Source organism: Paenibacillus apiarius (assembly GCF_017052585.1).
Classification (GTDB): Bacteria; Bacillota; Bacilli; order Paenibacillales; family Paenibacillaceae; genus Paenibacillus_B; species Paenibacillus_B apiarius.
In genome coordinates, this window is record NZ_JAFFHZ010000001.1 from 764310 (window position 1) to 784084 (window position 19775).

The window sequence follows — 19775 nt, forward strand, 5'->3', positions numbered from 1 at the left end:
TATGTATTGGTTAGCGCAAGATAAAAAACCAGAACAAGGCAGCCAGAACAAAGCGATATATTGCAAAATGCCGCAAGCGGATACGCTGAATATGATTCAAGAAGGTGACGACGACGATATAAGCGACAATGAAAGACACGATAAATCCGAGCGCAAAAAATCCGATAATATCCGGCGTGAACATCTTGTAGTTCTCCAGCAGCTCATAGCCGCTGGCCATCACCATAATCGGAATCGCGATCAAAAATGAAAAATCCGCCGCCGCGCGGTAGCTGACCCCGCTTAACATCCCGCCCGACATCGTAGAGCCAGAGCGCGAGAAGCCCGGCCAGACGACAGATAAGATCTGGTATAGACCGATAAGAAGCGCTTGCTTGTACGAGATATCTTCCATCGATTCCGCTGACGGTTTCTTTTTCGAGCCAATCCATTCAGCAAACCACATAAACGCCCCGCCGACCACGAGTGCCCAAAGCACCGTAGCCGTATTATCGAACTGGCTTTTAACATAGTCTTTGGCAAAAAACGCGACGAGCACAGCTGGACCAATGCCAAGAGCAACATGCAGCAAATTGAGCCGCTTCGCCGGCATGTTGCCTTGCTGCACAGTTTGGCTCCGCAGACCGAGCATTTCCATAATTCGATGCCAATAAACAACCGTAATAGCTAAAATGGCGCCGAGCTGAATAACGATTTCGAACGTCTTCAGCCAACCGGCCTGCTCCGTAATACCCATTAGCCGAGTCGTTAAAATCATATGGCCAGTGGAAGAAACCGGGATGAATTCCGTTAAGCCTTCAACGATACCTAATACAATCGCAATCATTACGTAAATCATGCTTCGGGCCCACTCCTTTCCCTCTAATCGAGGGTAGTCAATGTGAATCTGCTGTCACGGCAGCGTTCCAGTTCCCGTTCATTTTGAAGTTGAGATTTTAATATATCGCGTAAAAAATCCGGCAACAAAAACTGAATGTTCTCCCCTTGCTTCAAGCTTAAATATCCAGCACCGAAAACGAACATATCGATGCTCCCCACCGACAGCACATCCAAGTCTAAAATTTCCCGGCCGTCTTCACGCCATAAACGGATTCCCGTCTCGTCACCATAATCGATAACCTCCACCCGCAGCCCGTCAAAACATAACGTGCCAAGCTCTGTTCCGCGAAATCCGTATCCGCGAATCGCCTTGCGGATCCATTCGTCCTTCAAGCTTTCCTGCAAGGCTTGGCGCAATGCGGCCCCTCTCAATTGCATCCGAACCGGATTGATGGGAGAAGGGCATATCGCATGCAGCATGCCTTCCGTAACTTCCCCTGCCGGAATATGCCCGAGCAGTTGGCCCGCATTGACGATACCGATGTCCGCTTTAGCCGCGGAACGAAGTCCTTGGGCAAGAAGCTGTCCCAACGGAGAAGGCTTCGCGAGGTGTGCCGCAAGCGGCTCAGATAAAACCGCCACCGGTGCGGACAAATGCCGGGCCGCTTCTTGCCGCCAGCGCTCAAGCTCCTGGACGATAAGCTTATCCGGTTCCGTCCCGGCCGTCGGGATGCAATATGGCTTTATATGTATTTTCCCTGCACGGCGGCAATACTCTATGACGCCTAAATAGTCGCCGTGCTTTCCTGCCGCAAGCAGCCACGTATCCTTGATTCGCTTCCCTTCTTGCAGCAAGTGATGCGTATGCCCTCCCAGTATGAGGTCAATGCCATCGATTCGCTCTGCCATGCGCTCATCAACAGGCAGTCCGCAATGGGAAACGACGATAAGCAGATCGACGGCAGGACGCAATTCGGCAACCGCGCCAGCAACCGCATCTAGCGGGTCGGTTACATCCCATCCCAGCAGCTTATAATAATCAGGATACGATGCAGTCACGCCTACAATACCGATACGGTGTCCGTGCCGCTCAAGGCGTATCCATGGTCTAAGCCAGTCCGGACGTGCTCCGCTGTCCAGTTCGAACACATTAGCCGCCAACATCGGACACTGCCCCCACTTCCGGTATACGCCGCCTAATCGTTCGGGTTCAAAGGTTAACCCTTCATTATTTCCGATAACGCCGGCATCATAACGCAAAGCATTCATAAGGTTCAAATTTGCCGCTCCATAGGTTCCTTCCGTCTCCGAAAACGCCCTGTCCATATGATCGCCGCCATCCAACAACACCACCCGCTCCCCGAATCGGGCGCGGTAATGGCGAATGAGCGCAGCTAACCGGGTAACTCCTTCCCAGTGGCTATGCACATCATTCGTATACAATAAGATGATAGAATCGTCCGAATCACATTCTAACGCATGCAGCACCTTCATCCCTTCCTTTCCGCCCGCAATCCATGGCTGATAAACATCATCAAGCATAGCATGAAGCTCATCGCTTGACTATCGCCCTGCGTCAGAAGAGTGGGGAGACAAACTCGCCTCTATATCTATACGAGCTTGAAGGAAGATTCATCACCGCAAAATTTCAGTTTATTTGGAAAATGTTGTTGTCACAATTTGCCGAAGTTGATATGATAAATCATACATGTAGTCCAATTTAACTAGGATGGTGAAATACAACGTGCGGGTTCATGTTACGCAAATAAGAGATGGGGATAGATTATCGAAGGATATTTTCAACCATCATGGTCTCCTAGTCCTATCCGCAGGCACGGCCATCAAAGAACGGGATATTGCTTTGTTCCTAAGACACCATATGGATATGATTGATATTGAAACTCGTGAAGACAACACATTTATGATACCGCTTACTTCCGTGATGGATAAAGGATTGGATGAGGATAGCCATTCGGATATGCCGGACCAAACATCTCATTCCAGACCATCGATGCTCCATTATTACAAAGAGGCTCTATCTGGCGTCGAGACTCTTTTCTCCGATGCAGTCGCTCATGGCTTTGTGAAGGACAAGGAAGTGGAGCAGACGATAGTGCCGGTCATTCAACAAATCGAGAACGAGCGCGACGTCGTATCGCTGCTGCTGATGCTCGATTCTCAGGATGACTATACATGTCAGCATTCCGTACAGGTCGGCATGCTGGCCTTTTACCTAGCCAAGTGGCTTCATTATGACGAGGAGGATGCGCTGCGGATATGCAAAGCAGGCTTCCTGCACGACATCGGGAAAGCCCACATAGACAGCGCCATATTAAATAAGCCGGGGCGCTTGACCGCTGAAGAATTCGAAGCGATGAAGCGCCATACCATAGCCGGTTACGAGATCATTCGGCAATCATATGAGGATGAATGGCTCTCATTGGCCGCCCTGCAGCACCATGAGCGGCTCGACGGCTCCGGATATCCCTATGGGCTCATGGATGAGAACATTCATCCGGTCTCGCGAATCGTTGCCATTGTAGATATATATAGCGCGATGACCTCGAACCGAAGCTACCGCAAAAAACAGGATTTGTTCACCGTGCTGAAAGAACTGTATCATATGAGCTTCAGCGGACTGGATCCGACGATTACGCATACGTTTATCCGTAACATGCTGCCGAACTTTATACATAAGCAGGCTCGACTCAGCGACGGCCGTACGGGACTTATCGTCATGACGCATCAGACGGAATTTTTCCGCCCGCTCGTGCAAATCGATGATCAGTTTATCGATTTATCGTTGACGAGAGAACTTTGCATTGAACAGGTATACGTTTAAGCAAGTATAGAACCATTTGAATTCATGCTAGTGGTTCGTGTGCGCTTTTACGCGATGCGTCATGAGCTCCGAGACGGTGACAAAGGAATAGCCGCGTTTTTTTAATTCCGGCAAAATCTCTTTCAACGCTTCGACCGTCTGGGAGCTCCGATCGTTAAAATCGTGCATGAGCACGATATCGCCGTTTCTTGCATGATCCAACACTTTGTTCACAATACGGTGGACGCCTGGAGAGCTCCAATCCTTCGTATCCTGATGCCATGACCACATCACAACCCGATAGTCATTAGCCTGAGCAACCTTCACCAAGTTTTCATTGTAGTATCCGCCCGGCGGTCTGTACAATCGCGGCTCAATCCCGGACACTTCCTCTATGACGCGATGTGCCCGGATAATCTCGTCTTTTATTACGGCCGGTGACGTCCCGCGGCGAAGATATTTGTGGTGATAGGAATGGTTGCCGATTTCATGTCCCTCGGATACGGTGTGTTTTACTAATTGCGGATGCTTTTCTACGCGCCGTCCTACAAGGAAAAACGTTGCCTTCGCATCATACTGCTTAAGCAGCTCCAATATTTTCGGCGTATTCTTCGGATCGGGCCCGTCATCGAAGGTAAGGGCGATCCGCTTGCCTGCAGAAGGCACTTCCCATACGATATCTCCTCTTTGTTCATAATACGAACGATCTTTGCGAGCCGGCTCTTGCAGCTCTGTCATCGTTCGCAGTCCAGTTGGACTCTCCATCCGCGCATCTACAGGCGATCCCATATACGATAACATGAGCAGCATCGCCGCCGTTGCACATAAGGTACGCTGCCAGCGTTTGTTCTTCCCGTGTCGAGGTGAACGACTCATAACCTCTCCTCCATCCGTACATGAATTAAATGGGTATGCATCTATGAGCTTTTGCAATCCGATTACATATGCCCATTAGTGTGACCATGCAAGAGAAGTGTCATTCTTCAAAACCCGGTTCGATCGAATAACGCCCTCTTCCTCGCAGGGAACAAGGCGTTATCATGTATGGCATATGATCCGATGGAGCCTTCCGTTACTTTTATCTAATTGAAGAGAATTCTAATAAATTGAAGAGTGATGGGAACGTCTTTTTCCGGAACTTCATCTATCGTGAAGACTCCTTCGGATACTTTATACACAATAATTGGCTGTAATATGCCGTTTATAAATAGATTCATGTAAGATACAGCGGCCGGATTCAGTATACCTGAGCTCCCGAATTCAGTCAGCTCATCCTGATTCGAGTAAGTATTATTCACGCCATCTGAAACCGTAATGTATTGGAAGGTTTCGACCCTAAGAACCCCGGTCGGCGGCGGAGGCGGAGAGACGGGGAAGATGACGGAGCAATCCGGCGGAGGGAAAATTGAATTGCATGGCAGTGTGGAAGGCGTTTCAACATAACTGAAACTTTTGATTGCGATCCCACGGTCTCGCCGCAATCCGAATCACATTGCTTACTTCACTCACCTTAAGATTCATCTCCTAAATTGTTTATTGTTCAAATCAATTTCTCATATCACTTCAGGCTATGCGCGTTCATCTGTTCCCGCCTGTATACAGGAATAGACGTTTATACACAAAAAGGGATGACACTAGAGTTATTAGCCTATCTCTAGCGCAGCCCTTGTCCAACATTAATTCCACAGTAATTCAACAATCATGGGGATGCCACAGCTATTCCGGCAATAATTTCAAAACGATTACCACACTATTAATATAAAGATTGTAATAGGCTGGTGAGGCAGGAAATGCAGTTGCAGCCGCACCTGTGTCATCTGTACATGCTGTAGCTGCAATCGCAAATGTGGCCCCGGTTCCGGTACCGGCACCTATAGTGGATGCAAATCTTCTGCCCGCAATAAACGGTATAACAATTGGCATATCATAACATCTCCAATTCAATATTTAATTACAACTCATCAAATTAAACTTATCTGACGAATTGCATATTATATCAAATGCAAACACTTTAAGAGATTCACTATATTTTGCATGGTAGAAAGATTCTAATTACAAGATGATTTGGATTCCCTTTCAAGGATAACTGGCTTCATGTTGTTCCACCGATGTTTGAATTGTTCTTGAGTTGTACCAGAATACACTACGCTACTCTAATTCCGCATTCCGTATAATAAATAAAATACGTGTCCGAGCGACTTGGGCACGCAAGCGTGAAAGTCACAGCGGACACGTATTTACATGCTACAAAAAGATTATGGTTTATCCCTAAGGCTTAACCGATACTGCCTTCCATCTCGAACTTAAATAGTGGAGGTTTTCAAAGTGTTTTTTCTGGTGTACAAATCGTTGATATAACGCGGTTTTTCGCGTTTTGACTTTCAAAATGTTTCATTCTTTATTAATTTGAATCGGCACGAAATCGGCACGCCCTAAACCGTTAGGAGTCGATTAGATTTCGCTTTTTAAGTGTTTCACGATTTTTTTCGTGTCGAAGACACAAACATATTCTCGTCCACCATTACCTGCCCCGGAGTAATCCGGGGCTTTACTAATTTACTTTTCACGCTCATCTAAAGCTAGTGCCTTTCCAACGGCTCTTTTATTTCGTATAAAAGTAACATATAAATTTAGATCGTTTTATCTAAAAATTATTTACGTTTGCCGCCACCGCAATTGCAAGGTTTCTTTTTCACGCTGCTTTTACGGGAAGTGTTATTTCTCACTCTACAGTGCTCACACAGATCCCAGTGATCACCATACCAACAAGCTCTATATGACATCTATGACGTGGGGAATCATATATCTGCTTAATTAAACGTTTAGCTTTTGCCATTGGATTCACCTCCTCCATACCATTTAAGATGCTGAAGGATAATGAATTGCTTGTACTAATAATGGAAATATAAGATATATCATATTTGTTTTCATTAGTGAGGATATCGAAGAGGCAATATCGCAGAAGAATATAGAAGAAAAAGAGCCGTGGGATTTGTCCTGCGGTTTTTCTAATTACTCACAGATTTATTTTCAATGCTGTTGGTTTGCATCAATAAAACTCTAATGAAACAGAATGTTTTATTTGGGACGTTTTTCCGTCCCATCCGATTTTAGCACCGAGTGCTTCCCCGACCGTCCGGACCGGCGCGAATACGTAGCCGTTTTAGGTAATTATTACAAAACTTTAAATACATAAATCACCATTTTTGTTATACTCAAAAACGTCATTTTTTTACAAAACATATTCCATCCGTCATCCAGCCCATATAATAGAAAATTTTGCTGTATGACGAGATAAGGGGGGAAAGAAATGATTATTGTCTGTTTGCTTGATCTCAACCGGAGCATGGACATGAAGTTCATGGACGACAACATTCCGTAACTAATCATGAACGCAGTATCCGGTTAAATTTCTTTTATGAGAAGGAGAAGAACATGAAAAAATTAATTGCTTTGATGTTATTTTTTATCCTTTCATTCACCAGTATTCCTCTTGCTTCTGCTCAATCCATCGCTAATTGCAATTTGCATTGCTTCTCTGCCGGCACGCCGGTACAAACGAAGACAGGATTCAAGCCTATAGAACAAATCCGCATTGGTGATTTTGTTCTAACGAAGGATGAACTAACAGGAAAAACAGGATATAATACGGTTATTGAGTTATATCAGAGACAGGCCGCTGAGACGTATCAGATTACCGTCAAAGGAATGACGATAACGACAACGGAAGAGCATCCGTTCTGGGTGCCCGGCCAAGGTTGGGTGGAAGCACGGTATTTGAAGGTGGGAGACCTGCTTCAGAATCCAGAAGGCAAACTGTATCCGATTGATCGTATTAAAATCAAGAATGTTAAGACATCCGTATATAACTTCCGTGTCGAAGGAGTACATAACTATTTCGTAACGGAGTTGGAAATATGGACACATAATTGCGGAGCGGGCGCCAAACCAATCATGAGGGCCCCTACAGGCGGAGGTCAGTATAAGGTTAATAGAGAGTTACCAAGATATGAAAATGGAACTCCGAAACCAGATACTCAGAATCCCCATACTCAAATCGGCGAAAAACAAGGAAGAAACGGAAGTTATCGTCAAACAAGAGAATTCGGAAAAAATGGGGATTATATCAAGGACACAGATTGGACAAATCACGGTAGAAAAAACCATACAAATCCACATGACCATCATTATGTACCCAATTCAACGGGTGGAACAAAACAACGAGGTGGTCCTACTCCGTTTCAGTGGTGAGGTGAAAAATGAAAAAAACGGAATTTGTCTTAAGGATTGTAAAAACGGAAGAAACTCAACAATTTTCATGTCTTGGAGAACAACTTGCAGAAATTCTATCTGCTATATATGAAGAAACAAAAGCATGCAATTGGTATGTTTTTGATGTAGATTGTAACACTCATCATTCAGAAGAATTTTTTAAGTCACCATTTTGTAGGATTGACAGTACTGAGTGCTTGATTAATGAATCAAAAATGGTGGACCAATTTCTTTCCGGTGTATTTATAGCAATAAAAGGAGAAGTTGCCGAATGGAATTTAGAGCACCTGCCAACGACTGAAGAAAAGGAAGGACTTCAACATGAACAAGCTCTAGTGGAGATTCGTGCTTTTGATACATCTTATTTTGAGGTTTATGGGCTAGAATCGAAAGTAGAAGAAAAATTAAAGTTGGCTTTCTTGCCATTCTGTCAGTAAAATGGCCTTGACCTAGAGACTGGCTCCGTGCCTTTCAAGATTTTGTTTTTAAGAGATATGAATACACGCGCCAACAGAGCCGCAGGAATAATCCCGCGGCTCTTGTCGTCCAAAAGGGAGCAGACTCAGCCCCAGCCACTGTTCGTGAAAGCACTAGGAAAAAATCACCACTGACACATATCTTGATACAACAGAAAAAATAGAAGGAGACGAACTTGATAAATTCGCCTCCTACACTAAAAAACAAACCGAGTGGGCACAAAGTTGGCACGTGCCTGAATCTTAACTTTATAAACAGCTTACAAGCGTTGGTGCAACAACGTTTGAAGCGATTTAACCAATACTGCCTTCCATCTCGAACTTAATAAGCCGGTTCATTTCAACCGCGTATTCCATCGGCAATTCCTTCGTGAACGGTTCAATAAAGCCCATGACAATCATTTGCGTGGCTTCATCTTCAGTCAATCCACGGCTCATCAGATAGAACAATTGGTCTTCGGACACTTTCGATACCGTCGCCTCATGCTCCAACTGAATATTGTCGTTGCGGATCTCGTTGTACGGGATCGTATCCGATGTCGACTCGTTATCCAAGATGAGCGTATCGCACTTGACGTTCGACTTCGCTCCATCGGAATCCCGGCCGAATGATGCAAGACCACGGTACGTAACTTTGCCCCCATGCTTGGAAATGGACTTCGAGATAATTGTCGATGTCGTATCCGGAGCCAAGTGAATCATCTTCGCGCCCGCATCTTGGTGCTGACCTTTGCCTGCAACAGCGATGGACAATACGGAGCCTTTGGCGCCGCGTCCTTTCAAGATAACGGCAGGATACTTCATCGTCAGCTTGGAGCCGATGTTGCCGTCTACCCATTCCATGTTCGCGTTCTCTTCGCAGACCGCACGCTTTGTAACCAAATTATAGATGTTCGGCGCCCAGTTCTGGATCGTCGTATATCGAACGCGCGCGTTCTTCTTCACGATAATTTCCACGACTGCGCTATGCAGCGAGTTCGTGCTGTAGATCGGAGCCGTACAGCCCTCGACATAATGCACGAAGCTGTCTTCGTCAGCGATGATGAGCGTGCGTTCGAACTGCCCCATGTTCTCCGAGTTAATACGGAAGTATGCCTGCAGCGGAATTTCGCATTTGACACCCTTCGGTACGTAAATGAAGCTGCCTCCAGACCAGACGGCACTATTCAATGCAGCGAACTTGTTGTCTGACGGGGGAACGACTGTCCCGAAATATTCACGGAACAGCTCCGGGTGCTCGCGCAGCGCGGAATCGGTATCCATGAAGATAACGCCTTGATCTTCGAGATCTTTTTGCATGCTGTGATAGACGACTTCAGACTCATACTGAGCCGATACGCCGGCCAGAAATTTCTGTTCCGCTTCCGGAATGCCGAGCTTGTCGAACGTTTCCTTGATTTCAGCCGGAACCTCTTCCCATGTCTTCCCTTGCTTCTCGGAAGGTCGAACATAGTATTGAATATCGTTGAAGTCCAGCTCATCCAAGTCGCCGCCCCAACGCGGAATTGACATTTTGTTGAATTGCTCCAGCGATTTCATGCGGAAATCGAGCATCCAGTCATTCTCTTCCTTGATGCCGGAAATCTCTTTGACGATTTCCGGCGTCAGGCCCTTACCGGATTGGAAGACCGCTTGGTGGTTGTCGCGGAAGCCATATTTATACTCTTCCATTTCAGGCATTTTCTTCGCCATTGTAGTAAACCTCCTCCGTACGGTTTCCCGCACTTGCTAAGCCGAGCTAGCTCGGCTCTTCAATTCCTTTGCGCAGCGCGTTCCAAGCCAGCGTCGCACATTTGATGCGGGCCGGGAACTTGCATACGCCAGACAAAGCTTCGATATCTTCATATTCCTCAAACGTAACGTCCTCGCCCTTCACCATGGCGGAGAACCGATCAGCCAATTCCAACGCCTGCTCCAGCGTTCTGCCTTTTACCGCTTCGGTCATCATCGAGGCGCTCGACATGCTGATGGAGCAGCCTTCTCCGGTATAGCGGGCCGCTTCTACGATTCCATCGTTCACCTGCAGCTGAAGCGAGATACGATCGCCGCAAGTCGGGTTGTTCAAATCAATGGTTACGACGTCGGCGTCGAACGTACCGCGATTACGTGGTTTCTTGTAATGATCCATGATGACGCGGCGGTACAAATCATCCAATTGCATCGCTGAAATACTCCTTTGTCTCCCGCAACGCTTGCGCCAATCGGTCGATGTCTTCTTCCGTGTTGTACAGATAGAAGCTTGCGCGAGCCGTCGAGCTGACATTCAGCCAACGCATCAGCGGCTGGCAGCAGTGATGTCCGGCACGGACGGCAATTCCCTTGGCATCGAGCACGGTGGCGACATCGTGCGGATGAATGTCATCGAGGTTGAACGTGACTAGTCCGACACGCCCCTGATGAGGACCGTATATAGTCAACCCCTCGATCGCGCCCAGCTTGGCAACGGCTAAGCCAGCAAGCTGGTGCTCATGCTGCTGAATGTTATCCAGACCGACTTCCTCCAAGAAGTCGATGGCCGCCGCAAGTCCGACTGCACCCGCAATAATCGGCGTGCCGCCTTCGAAGCGCCAAGGCGCATCCTTCCAGGTCGATTCGTACAAATCGACGAAGTCGATCATTTCGCCGCCGAATTCAATCGGCTCCATAGCATTCAAAAGCTCTTTTCTGCCATAGAGTGCCCCGATTCCCGTGGGAGCGCACATCTTGTGACCGGATAACGTGTAGAAATCACAATCCAAATTCTGCACGTCGATACGCATATGCGGCGTGCTCTGCGCACCGTCAACCACTATGACGGCTCCATGCCGGTGCGCAATCTCGGCGATCTCCTTGACCGGGTTAACGAGTCCGAGCACATTCGAGACGTACATCACCGAGACAATCTTCGTCCGGTCCGTAATCGTCTTTTCCACGTCAGCGAGCGAAATCGTTCCATCCTCTTGCAGAGGAATATATTTTAACGTGGCTCCGGTCGCTTTTGCGACCTGCTGCCACGGAATGAGATTGCTGTGATGTTCCATCGGGGTAAGCACAATCTCGTCCCCTTCTTGGCATACCGCACGTCCATATGAAGCCGCCACCAGATTAATGGCCGTCGTTGTGCCGCGTGTGAACACAATCTCCTCGGCGCGCTTGGCATTGATGAAGCGGGCTACTTTCTCCCGCGCGCCTTCGTAAGCGTCCGTGGCCCGGGAGCCGAGCGTGTGCACACCGCGGTGTACGTTGGAATTATCCCACTCGTAATACCTCTTTACGGCATCAATAACGGACCTCGGCTTCTGTGAAGTCGCCGCATTGTCCAAATACACCAACGGATGTCCATTCACTTCCTGATTCAGAATCGGAAATTGCTCACGAAGCTCGCGTCCAATCATTGTCCCAGCTTCCTTTCGATGTAGCTCTTTAACAGCTGTTGCAAGTACTCGTTCGGCACCTCCGCGACGACTGGCGCCAAGAACCCGCGAATGATAAGGTTCTCCGCGTCCCCACGGGATATGCCGCGCGACATCATATAAAATACTTGCTCTTGATTCACCTGTCCGGCAGATGCTGCGTGGCCCGCCGTGACATCGTCCTCGTCGATGAGAAGAATCGGGTTCGCATCCCCGCGAGCCTTCGGACTCAACATGAGCACGCGCTCCGTTTGCTCTCCGTTCGCCTTCGTCGCACCCTTCTCGATTTTCGTAATGCCGTTAATAATCGAGGAAGCCGATTCCCGCATCACTGCGCGCGTAATCATCTGGCTATCCGAGCTCTTGCCGACGTGAACCGCTTTGGTCGTAATATTGAGCTTCTGCTCTCCATTACCTACACATATGATTTTAGCATCGGAAGTCGAACCATTTCCTTCAAGAATGGAATTCGTTTCCGAAGCGGCGTTGCCGTTATGCATCTCGCCGACGATCCATTCAATGCGGCCGTCATTCTCGACGACAGCGCGGCGGAACGTAACGTCTGTCGCCTGCTCGCCCAGATGGTGAATCGATGCATACGTAACCTTCGCGCCTGGCTTGACGAACACTTCAACGACGCCGTTATGAACGATCGGCGCTTGCAGCTGTCCGGAGACGTAGTTGTCCATGTACGACACGCGGCTGTTCGCTTCCGCGACAATCAGCACGTGAGGCGCGAAGGTCGCTTGCGCATTGTCCGTGTAGAATAACGCCTGCAGCGGAATATCCACCTCGACGTTCTTCGGAACGTACAGGAATGCGCCGCCGTTCCACAGCGCGGCATGAAGCGCCGCCATGCGGTGCTCATCCGCCTTGAGCGCTTGCATCAGGTAAGGCTTCACCAGCGCTTCGTGCTCGCGGACAGCCGTTTCCAAATCGGTAAAAATAATTCCCTTAGCCGCCAATTCCGCATTCAAGCGGCGATACACGACTCCGGAATTGTGCTGCACCAGCACGTTGTCCATATCTTGCGCGCCGTCTTCGTTCAAAAAGCCGCGCGCTTCAGCCGGCACATCGGCAAAGCTTTTCGCTTCTGCAGCGTCCGCATGCGTCCCATATGAATCTAAATTCCAGCGTTCTATTTTTGTTTTTTCTAATTTAGGGTAATCCAGTGTCGCTGCTTTCTCCAGTGCTTGCAAGCGGAATTCCGCCAACCAAGCGGGTTCGTTCTTGCGGCTGGAGAGGGCAGCGACCGTTTCACGGTCCACTGGCAGTATCGTTTGCGTGCTCATCGGTCTATCGCTCCTCCTGTCTATCTGTCGATTGCTGATTTTAAGCGTCTTGTCCTACCGTCTCATCGGTAATGCCCAATTCTTCTTTGACCCAATCGTATCCTTCCGCTTCCAGACGCTCTGCAAGCTCTGGACCGCCGGATTTCACGATGCGCCCTTGCATCATGACGTGAACGAAGTCTGGCTTGACGTAGTTCAGCAACCGCTGATAGTGAGTAATGATGAGGAATCCGCGGTCTTCGCTGCGCATGGCGTTGACACCGTTCGCCACGATTCTCAGCGCGTCGATGTCGAGACCGGAGTCGATTTCGTCCAAGACGACGATCTTCGGTTCCAGCATCATCATTTGCAAAATTTCGTTACGCTTCTTCTCGCCGCCGGAGAAACCTTCATTCAAATAGCGATGAGCGAATTCTTCATTCATTTCAAGTTCTTTCATTTTGCTTTCCATTTGGCGAATGAACTTGATAAGGGAGATCTCGTTGCCTTCTCCGCGGCGGGCGTTAATGGCGCTTCGCATGAAATCGGAGTTCGTAACGCCGGCGATTTCACTTGGATATTGCATCGCAAGGAACAGTCCCGCGCGCGCGCGCTCATCCACTTCCATTTCAAGCAGATCCTCGCCGTTGATCGTTACGCTGCCTTCGGTCACTTCATATTTTGGATGGCCCATAAGCGCGGAAGCGAGCGTACTCTTCCCCGTACCGTTCGGACCCATGATAGCGTGAATTTCGCCGCCCTTCATTTCCAGATCGATGCCTTTCAAGATTTCTTTACCTTCAATGGTTGCCTTCAAACCATTAATGACGAATTGAGTTGCCATGTGTGTGTTACCTCCAGATTGATGGTTTTGTGATAAGCATGTATACTGTAAAGAAAGATTGATCGCGGGAGATGAATCTTTTCTCTATAAAAAATATTATTTTATAATCATTATAAAATGATTATCATTGATTCTCAATATAATTTTAGAACAATGATTTGTATAAATCAACCAACGGCCCTGAGAACCCCTGTCCTATTCACCTTTTTTCGACTTTTCTCACCCGTAAATATTTTAAATTTTAAATTTATGCTACTCATACCCGCTAAAAAGCGCATCCTCTGCAGGATGCGCTTGTCGTATATGCAGCCCAAAGGCTAAGCCGCAAGTGTGTCAAATACGGTTGTCATGTTCCTTCATTCAGTTCTGCACCGCTTTAAGATGCGCGGCCTTGGATTCTTCTCCAATATATGCGCTCAGCATCCATACGTGTTTTGCCAGGTCGCCCTGCATGCCGATGAACAAGTCGTTGGACACTTCGTCGCCCGCTTTTTGGGCTTCTTCCTGAGCTTCGCCGAACTCCTTAATCAATTGGTTGAAGTCTTTAATCAATTGCTTCACCATCTCTTCGGATGTTTCGTTTCCGGCTCCTTCTTGCAGGGTTGTGTGCTGGGTATATTCTTTCAGCGTCGCATATGGCTTCCCGCCGATGGTAAGCAAGCGTTCAGCCACTTCATCCATCTTCTCTGTAATTTCGTTATATAATTCTTCAAATTTCTCATGCAGATTGAAGAACAGATGCCCTTTTACAAACCAGTGATAATTATGGAGTTTCACATACATAACATTCAAGTTCGCTACTTGCTGGTTCAAAAGGTTTTGGAGTTGCGCATTGTGTTGGTTGGCCATTATATTACTCCTCCTGAAATTTAATTATTTCTTGTTAAGAATTATTCTAATATAATAATTAGTTTTTAACAAGACATTGTCAGATTCTTTCGATTTGTAATTTTTTCCTTTGTTTGCCTTAGTGCATTTACCAGCCTTGCCTACTGATTATGTACCCATTTTTTCGCCTTTTTGAATCATTGCGCTCCTAAAAAGTTCCTTCAAAAATTATTGTTTCAATAGGCAATAAAATCCTATATACTAATTCGAAACAGAATTCGGCAAGGAACATGATTGTTCATGATTCAGGATTATTGTATCCCGGGAGGTGCTTGTCCACTATGACGAAATCCACAGCTTACCGTCCTTTGCATTTGGAAGATGCCATTCAGTTGGCACGCAGTGTTGAAGGAGTCTTCTCCCCAGCAGCCTCCCTGCGATGTGAGGAAATCGGAGACGGCAATTTAAATTTAGTGTTTCGCGTATATCAAACGACTGAAGATACGACCGATTCGGCTCTGTCTCCACGACGTATTATTATCAAGCAAGCGCTCCCTTATGCAAAAGTGGTGGGAGAGTCATGGCCGTTAACGTTGGAGCGCGCCCGCATCGAAAGCCAAGCGCTTATCGCCCAAGGGGAACTTGTGCCCCATTTGGTGCCCAAAGTATATTTGTACGATCCAGACCTCGCTTTGACGGTGATGGAGGATTTAAGCGATCATGCGATTATGCGCACAGGGTTGATGCAACGCAATCACTATCCTCTCTTTGCCGAACATATTGCTGAATTTTTGGCGAAGACACTGTTCTTCAGCTCCGATCTCGGTCTTGACCAGCAGGAGAAGAAACGAAATGTGGAACGGTATATCAATCCTGAATTGTGCAAAATTACGGAAGATCTCATCTTTGACGATCCGTACACTGCATCGCCGAACAATAATTGTGATGAAGCGATTGAAGACGAGCTGAAGAAGCTGGGGGAGGATCGTGGTCTGCAGCTGGAAGTGATGCTGCTGCGGGAAAAATTCCTTACACAGGCTCAAGCGCTGTTGCACGGGGATTTGCATACCGGCAGCATTTTCGTAACGCCTGTATCCACGAAAGTCATTGATCCGGAGTTCGCGTATTACGGGCCAATGGGCTTCGATATCGGGGCCGTCATCGCCAATCTGATCTTGAACGCGATATCTCAGGAGCATTGGAGTGCAGATGAAGAAGCGCGCCGCCAATATCGAACCGCCTTGCTGCAAATGGTGCGTGATATTTGGAACCGGTTCGAGGCGCGATTCCGGTCACTATGGGATAATCATGGAATAGACCGAATGGCACGGACTGACGGGTATCAAGACATTTATCTGATACGGGTGCTTCAAGACTCAGTCGGCTACGCTGGATGCAAAATGATTCGCCGTATCGTGGGGCTTGCTCACGTTGCCGATATCGACAGCATACCGGATTCCGCGGTCAAGGAACGCGCTCAACGCTCAGCCCTCTTTATTGGAAAAAAGCTGGTGAGCATGAATCGCCGCGTTCAGTCTATCGCTGAAGTAATTAAGGCTTGTGAACACGGCATCGCAGTTTGGGGGGGCGCGCGTAAATGACGCATCGTCACGTCAGGCGGTCATTTCAAGACAATGGTCAGATGGAGGCAAAGCGCTTCGTTCAGCTCGTGTCGGTAATGGGATTGAATATAATGAGCGTCAGTTCCTACATAAGGCGGAGCTTCGCATCTCTGAAAGGGGCCGTTCCGCCTGCTTGATTGTTTTCTTCCATTCACCGACACAAGCATCCGTTCATGTCAGATCATGCGCAGCAAAGCATCACTGCCTTTCATTCCGGGAAGAATGCCTAGCCCTTCAGCTTCATGCGTTACCGATTCAAGCGGGGCATCCATCAGCTGCTCCAGCGTGCGGACTCCGACGGCGCGGCCGGCAATAATGCCGCGATCTTTCAGCTTCGCGTTCAATAAACCTACATCAAGCGCTCCGCACATGATGTACCCTTTGCTTGTCGTTATCGCTAACAAGGTTGTCTTGGGAAGTTCCACTTCCACTCCGAGAACGGTATGGTCTTCAATCGTCATCGGCAGCAAACGTATCAATGAACTACCTCCTTTTTTACGTTGAAAGATAATGCACTATATGTTATGCAGCAGCAGCCTTTTTGCCTCATATGGGCATTTTTTATTCATTTTGGTACTTTAGGACTATAATTCTTTTATTGTCCCGTATTATAATGGTCTCATCTAGGCAAAATGTCCAGGTTGGAGGAATTTCACAATATGCTTTATCCAATTACACCAAAACAGTCCGTATATAAGTTCAATGTCGACATCCTGATTCAAGGCGAATCCAACGTGGCTGCGCTAGAGCAACTGTTACACATGCTGCAGACGAATCCTGAAATCTTAGATCTTCGGGTGCAGTCAGGAATCGAACTCGGTTCTTTGCTGGAAATGATGGAAACGATGCAGCAGCAAAAAATGAACTCGACCCCGTTCGGCAAGCTGACAGCAATGCGTATCGCCAATCAAAGCTCCGCCCCTCGTTCGAAGAGCCATGCTCCACATATGGCGTCTAACGCATCATCTGTTAACGCCTCAGTTGTTCGAACTGGCGCCAACCCCGAACATGCCGGGAACGCGCCTATGGAGAAGGGTAACATTGGCAGTATGAGGACGATGCAGCATGAGGCAGATCGGCCGTCGGCTGCCGCCGCGCCGTCACAATCGACAACTGATACTTACACAGAACGGCTCACTCAAATAGAGCGCAAAATCATGCAAAATATTGAACAGAACTGCTTAGTGCGATTGTCCGTCAACAAAGGAAAAGGGGTCCGGGTCAGCCTTCCTTGCCGCTTCCTCAACTACGATGCCACGAATCAATTGTTAAATGTCTATCATGTCGACCAAAAGCAAGTATACGCCTACCACTTGTCCGAGATAGAAGAAATGAATCAGCAATCATGAATAAAACAGCCACACAGAAAGTCTCCCGACTTACGATGTGGCTGTCTTTGTTTTTCTCAACATGTAAGAAGCTGCTCAAGTCCTCCTTGAATGCGCACTTTAAGTAACTTCTTGCTTGCAATGACGCCGGAACAGCTCCTCAAACCGCTGACATGATAATGGAGGACTGAAATAATACCCTTGAATTTCATCACAGCGGTGCTTCTGCAGGAACAGAAGCTGATCTTCGGTCTCTACGCCTTCGGCGATCACCTGCATGTTCATGTTATGCCCCAGAGCAATGATGGCCGATACGATTGCAGCGTCATTCGGATCATGCTCCAGATCGCGCACGAAGGAGCGATCGATCTTCAAGCGATGAATCGGGAAATTTTTGAGATAGTGAAGAGAGCTGTACCCCGTTCCAAAATCGTCAATGCTGATCGCGACTCCCATATCCTTCAGCTTTTTTAAAATATGAGAGGCTCTGGACACATCCAATGTCATGCTCTCCGTAATCTCAAGATCAAGGTAGCGGGGTTCAAGTCCGGTTCGAATGAGCACATCCCGCACGGTCTCCGCCAAGTTCTTCATCTCGAATTGCCTTACTGATAGATTGACGGATACAGGTATGGGCGGGAGGCCGATGCTTTGCCATTTCATGTTTTGCCGGCATGCCTCCTCCAATACCCACGTTCCCAATGCGACAATAAAGCCGTTCTCTTCCGCCAACGGGATGAAGTCTCCCGGTGAAATAAGCCCGCGGTCCGGATGATTCCAACGCACCAGCGCTTCCACGCCGACAATCTGTTGAGAGTTCATATCCACCTGCGGCTGATAATATAACTCAAACTCTTCCTTCGTCAACGCAATACGCATGTCATTCTCGAGCGTAATCCGTTCCAAGGGGCGGTCGTTCATTTCCGAAGTGTAGAATAAATATCCGTTCTTCCCTTGTTCCTTCACGCGGGATAGTGCCAAGTCTGCCTGCTTGATCGCCATGCCGGCTTTGACATGACGCTGTGTTTTGTCAATGATGGTGACCCCAATGCTCATCGTGACGTGCACCGGAATATCATTCAGATAGAATGGCTCTTCCATCGCGGCCAAGCATTGACGCACCCGCTCATGCACTTCTTGCTCTGATTCTATGTATGTAAGAAAACATGCAAACTCATCGCCTTCCATCCGGGCCACGACATCGTTCTCGGTCATGGAGCGCAGGAGCCGTTCGGCGCACTGCAGGAGCAGCATATCTCCAAAATCGGTTCCGAAGGTATCGTTAATCCGCTTAAACCGATCGAGGTCCATATACATGATCACGATGTTAAAAGAAGCGCTTGCCGCCATGTTCAACGCTTCCTCCAGACGCTGCATGAACATGCGCCGGTTCGGAAGTCCCGTCATGTCGTCGTAATACGACATATACCGAATCCGCTCTGCCATATGCCGGTCCGGACTGGCGTCCTGCAGGCAGACCGAGAAGAGCGGGCAGTCGGACGGCGGATTCGGATGCGCGCCGTCAGGCACACGGGCGATATGGGCGATCCAATCCTGCGGAAAGCCTTGATTGTGGTAACCGAGCAGCTCCATTTGAACCTCTGTGCCGTCCATTGCTTCGGACAGCGCATTCGACAGCTTTGTTTTATAGCGGTCATCTATCCATTGCCCGGCAGACAAAGCGGTATCGTCAAAATGCGTTTCTTCGTAAAACGACGCGTTCGCCCCTACGGCAAATCCATCTCGTCTAAGAAACAAAATGGGGACCGGAACATGACTATATAAATGCTTCAAACCTGGTTTGACGGATTCATCGTTGAAAGCATGGTCAGTCGGGGCTTGGCCGAGGCTTGGCTGCCGAAAGCGATTCATGACGACCTCAACGCAGACAACATGGACAATCATCCCCAGCAGCACTAGGGATATCGCCACACGCAGACCGCCTTCGGCTATCCACCATGCCCATCCTCCAGCTCCCATTGCAACGGCCGGAGCGAATCGAATGACGTTAGAAGCCAGTTGGGTCTTTTGCCCTCGCGATTCTAACTCCTGTTCTTTCGGATTGTTCACCATATCTCTTCCTTCCGGCCTTGAAGTCGAAC

General features: G+C 48.1%; 17 protein-coding genes and 2 pseudogenes. 5 read left to right on the forward strand and 14 right to left on the reverse strand.

Annotated features, from left to right (window positions below):
• Window positions 1-10: 10 nt before the first annotated feature.
• Window positions 11-838: an undecaprenyl-diphosphate phosphatase gene (locus JSQ80_RS03570; RefSeq protein WP_206094366.1), complete on the reverse strand. Its 828-nt coding sequence runs from the start codon at window positions 836-838 to the stop codon at window positions 11-13.
• 23 nt (window positions 839-861) lie between these two features.
• Window positions 862-2361: a bifunctional metallophosphatase/5'-nucleotidase gene (locus tag JSQ80_RS03575; RefSeq protein ID WP_206094367.1), complete on the reverse strand. Its 1500-nt coding sequence runs from the start codon at window positions 2359-2361 to the stop codon at window positions 862-864.
• Between the two features lie 202 nt (window positions 2362-2563).
• On the opposite strand from JSQ80_RS03575, the gene JSQ80_RS03580 reads away from it, so the two are divergent.
• Window positions 2564-3661: an HD-GYP domain-containing protein gene (locus tag JSQ80_RS03580; protein ID WP_336245701.1), complete on the forward strand. Its 1098-nt coding sequence runs from the start codon at window positions 2564-2566 to the stop codon at window positions 3659-3661.
• Between the two features lie 27 nt (window positions 3662-3688).
• Here JSQ80_RS03580 and JSQ80_RS03585 read toward each other — a convergent pair whose 3' ends face one another.
• From JSQ80_RS03585 to JSQ80_RS29925, 4 genes and pseudogenes are all read right to left on the reverse strand, one after another.
• Window positions 3689-4516, reverse strand: coding sequence for a polysaccharide deacetylase family protein (locus JSQ80_RS03585; RefSeq protein WP_206094369.1), 828 nt, complete (start codon window positions 4514-4516; stop codon window positions 3689-3691).
• 206 nt (window positions 4517-4722) lie between these two features.
• Entirely contained in the window at window positions 4723-4938 is a 216-nt protein-coding gene (locus JSQ80_RS29690) for a DUF4183 domain-containing protein (protein ID WP_336245702.1), read from the reverse strand.
• 445 nt (window positions 4939-5383) lie between these two features.
• A pseudogene (locus JSQ80_RS03595) lies at window positions 5384-5563 on the reverse strand (DUF4183 domain-containing protein); the annotation flags it as partial.
• 1126 nt (window positions 5564-6689) lie between these two features.
• A pseudogene (locus JSQ80_RS29925) lies at window positions 6690-6791 on the reverse strand (stalk domain-containing protein); the annotation flags it as partial.
• Window positions 6792-7075: 284 nt separating this feature from the next.
• Here JSQ80_RS29925 and JSQ80_RS03605 point away from each other — a divergent pair.
• Together JSQ80_RS03605 and JSQ80_RS03610 are read left to right on the forward strand one after the other, a co-directional pair.
• Window positions 7076-7891, forward strand: coding sequence for a polymorphic toxin-type HINT domain-containing protein (locus JSQ80_RS03605; RefSeq protein ID WP_206094371.1), 816 nt, complete (start codon window positions 7076-7078; stop codon window positions 7889-7891).
• A gap of 8 nt (window positions 7892-7899) precedes the next feature.
• Window positions 7900-8349 carry a hypothetical protein gene (locus JSQ80_RS03610; RefSeq protein ID WP_206094372.1) on the forward strand — a complete coding sequence of 150 codons (450 nt, stop codon included), beginning with the start codon at window positions 7900-7902 and terminating at the stop codon, window positions 8347-8349.
• Between the two features lie 333 nt (window positions 8350-8682).
• Here the strand turns inward: JSQ80_RS03610 and sufB are convergent, their stop codons facing one another.
• The 6 genes from sufB to JSQ80_RS03640 all read right to left on the reverse strand — a co-directional run bounded on the left by sufB (window position 8683) and on the right by JSQ80_RS03640 (window position 14744).
• Window positions 8683-10080: a Fe-S cluster assembly protein SufB gene (sufB, locus tag JSQ80_RS03615; protein WP_087435237.1), complete on the reverse strand. Its 1398-nt coding sequence runs from the start codon at window positions 10078-10080 to the stop codon at window positions 8683-8685.
• Window positions 10081-10126: 46 nt separating this feature from the next.
• Window positions 10127-10549 carry a Fe-S cluster assembly sulfur transfer protein SufU gene (gene sufU / locus JSQ80_RS03620; RefSeq protein ID WP_206094373.1) on the reverse strand — a complete coding sequence of 141 codons (423 nt, stop codon included), beginning with the start codon at window positions 10547-10549 and terminating at the stop codon, window positions 10127-10129.
• Window positions 10536-11762 (reverse strand): cysteine desulfurase, encoded by a 1227-nt coding sequence (locus JSQ80_RS03625; protein ID WP_087435239.1) that lies wholly within the window; start codon window positions 11760-11762, stop codon window positions 10536-10538. Before JSQ80_RS03625 ends, sufU begins: the two co-directional genes overlap by 14 nt.
• Complete coding sequence (gene sufD, locus JSQ80_RS03630) at window positions 11759-13072, reverse strand: Fe-S cluster assembly protein SufD (protein ID WP_206094374.1); 1314 nt, start codon at window positions 13070-13072, stop codon at window positions 11759-11761. Before sufD ends, JSQ80_RS03625 begins: the two co-directional genes overlap by 4 nt.
• Window positions 13073-13112: 40 nt before the next feature.
• Entirely contained in the window at window positions 13113-13895 is a 783-nt protein-coding gene (sufC, locus tag JSQ80_RS03635) for a Fe-S cluster assembly ATPase SufC (RefSeq protein WP_206094375.1), read from the reverse strand.
• Between the two features lie 360 nt (window positions 13896-14255).
• Complete coding sequence (locus tag JSQ80_RS03640; protein ID WP_087435242.1) at window positions 14256-14744, reverse strand: Dps family protein; 489 nt, start codon at window positions 14742-14744, stop codon at window positions 14256-14258.
• 320 nt (window positions 14745-15064) lie between these two features.
• Here JSQ80_RS03640 and mtnK point away from each other — a divergent pair, with 320 nt between their 5' ends.
• Window positions 15065-16324, forward strand: coding sequence for an S-methyl-5-thioribose kinase (mtnK, locus tag JSQ80_RS03645; protein ID WP_206094376.1), 1260 nt, complete (start codon window positions 15065-15067; stop codon window positions 16322-16324).
• Window positions 16325-16521: 197 nt separating this feature from the next.
• On the opposite strand, the gene JSQ80_RS03650 is transcribed toward mtnK, so the two are convergent.
• Window positions 16522-16824 carry a YunC family protein gene (locus JSQ80_RS03650; protein WP_087435244.1) on the reverse strand — a complete coding sequence of 101 codons (303 nt, stop codon included), beginning with the start codon at window positions 16822-16824 and terminating at the stop codon, window positions 16522-16524.
• A 180-nt stretch (window positions 16825-17004) separates the two neighbouring features.
• Here JSQ80_RS03650 and JSQ80_RS03655 point away from each other — a divergent pair, with 180 nt between their 5' ends.
• Window positions 17005-17694 carry a hypothetical protein gene (locus JSQ80_RS03655; protein ID WP_206094377.1) on the forward strand — a complete coding sequence of 230 codons (690 nt, stop codon included), beginning with the start codon at window positions 17005-17007 and terminating at the stop codon, window positions 17692-17694.
• Between the two features lie 99 nt (window positions 17695-17793).
• Here JSQ80_RS03655 and JSQ80_RS03660 read toward each other — a convergent pair whose 3' ends face one another.
• Window positions 17794-19746 carry a putative bifunctional diguanylate cyclase/phosphodiesterase gene (locus JSQ80_RS03660; protein ID WP_240463516.1) on the reverse strand — a complete coding sequence of 651 codons (1953 nt, stop codon included), beginning with the start codon at window positions 19744-19746 and terminating at the stop codon, window positions 17794-17796.
• Window positions 19747-19775 lie beyond the last annotated feature (29 nt).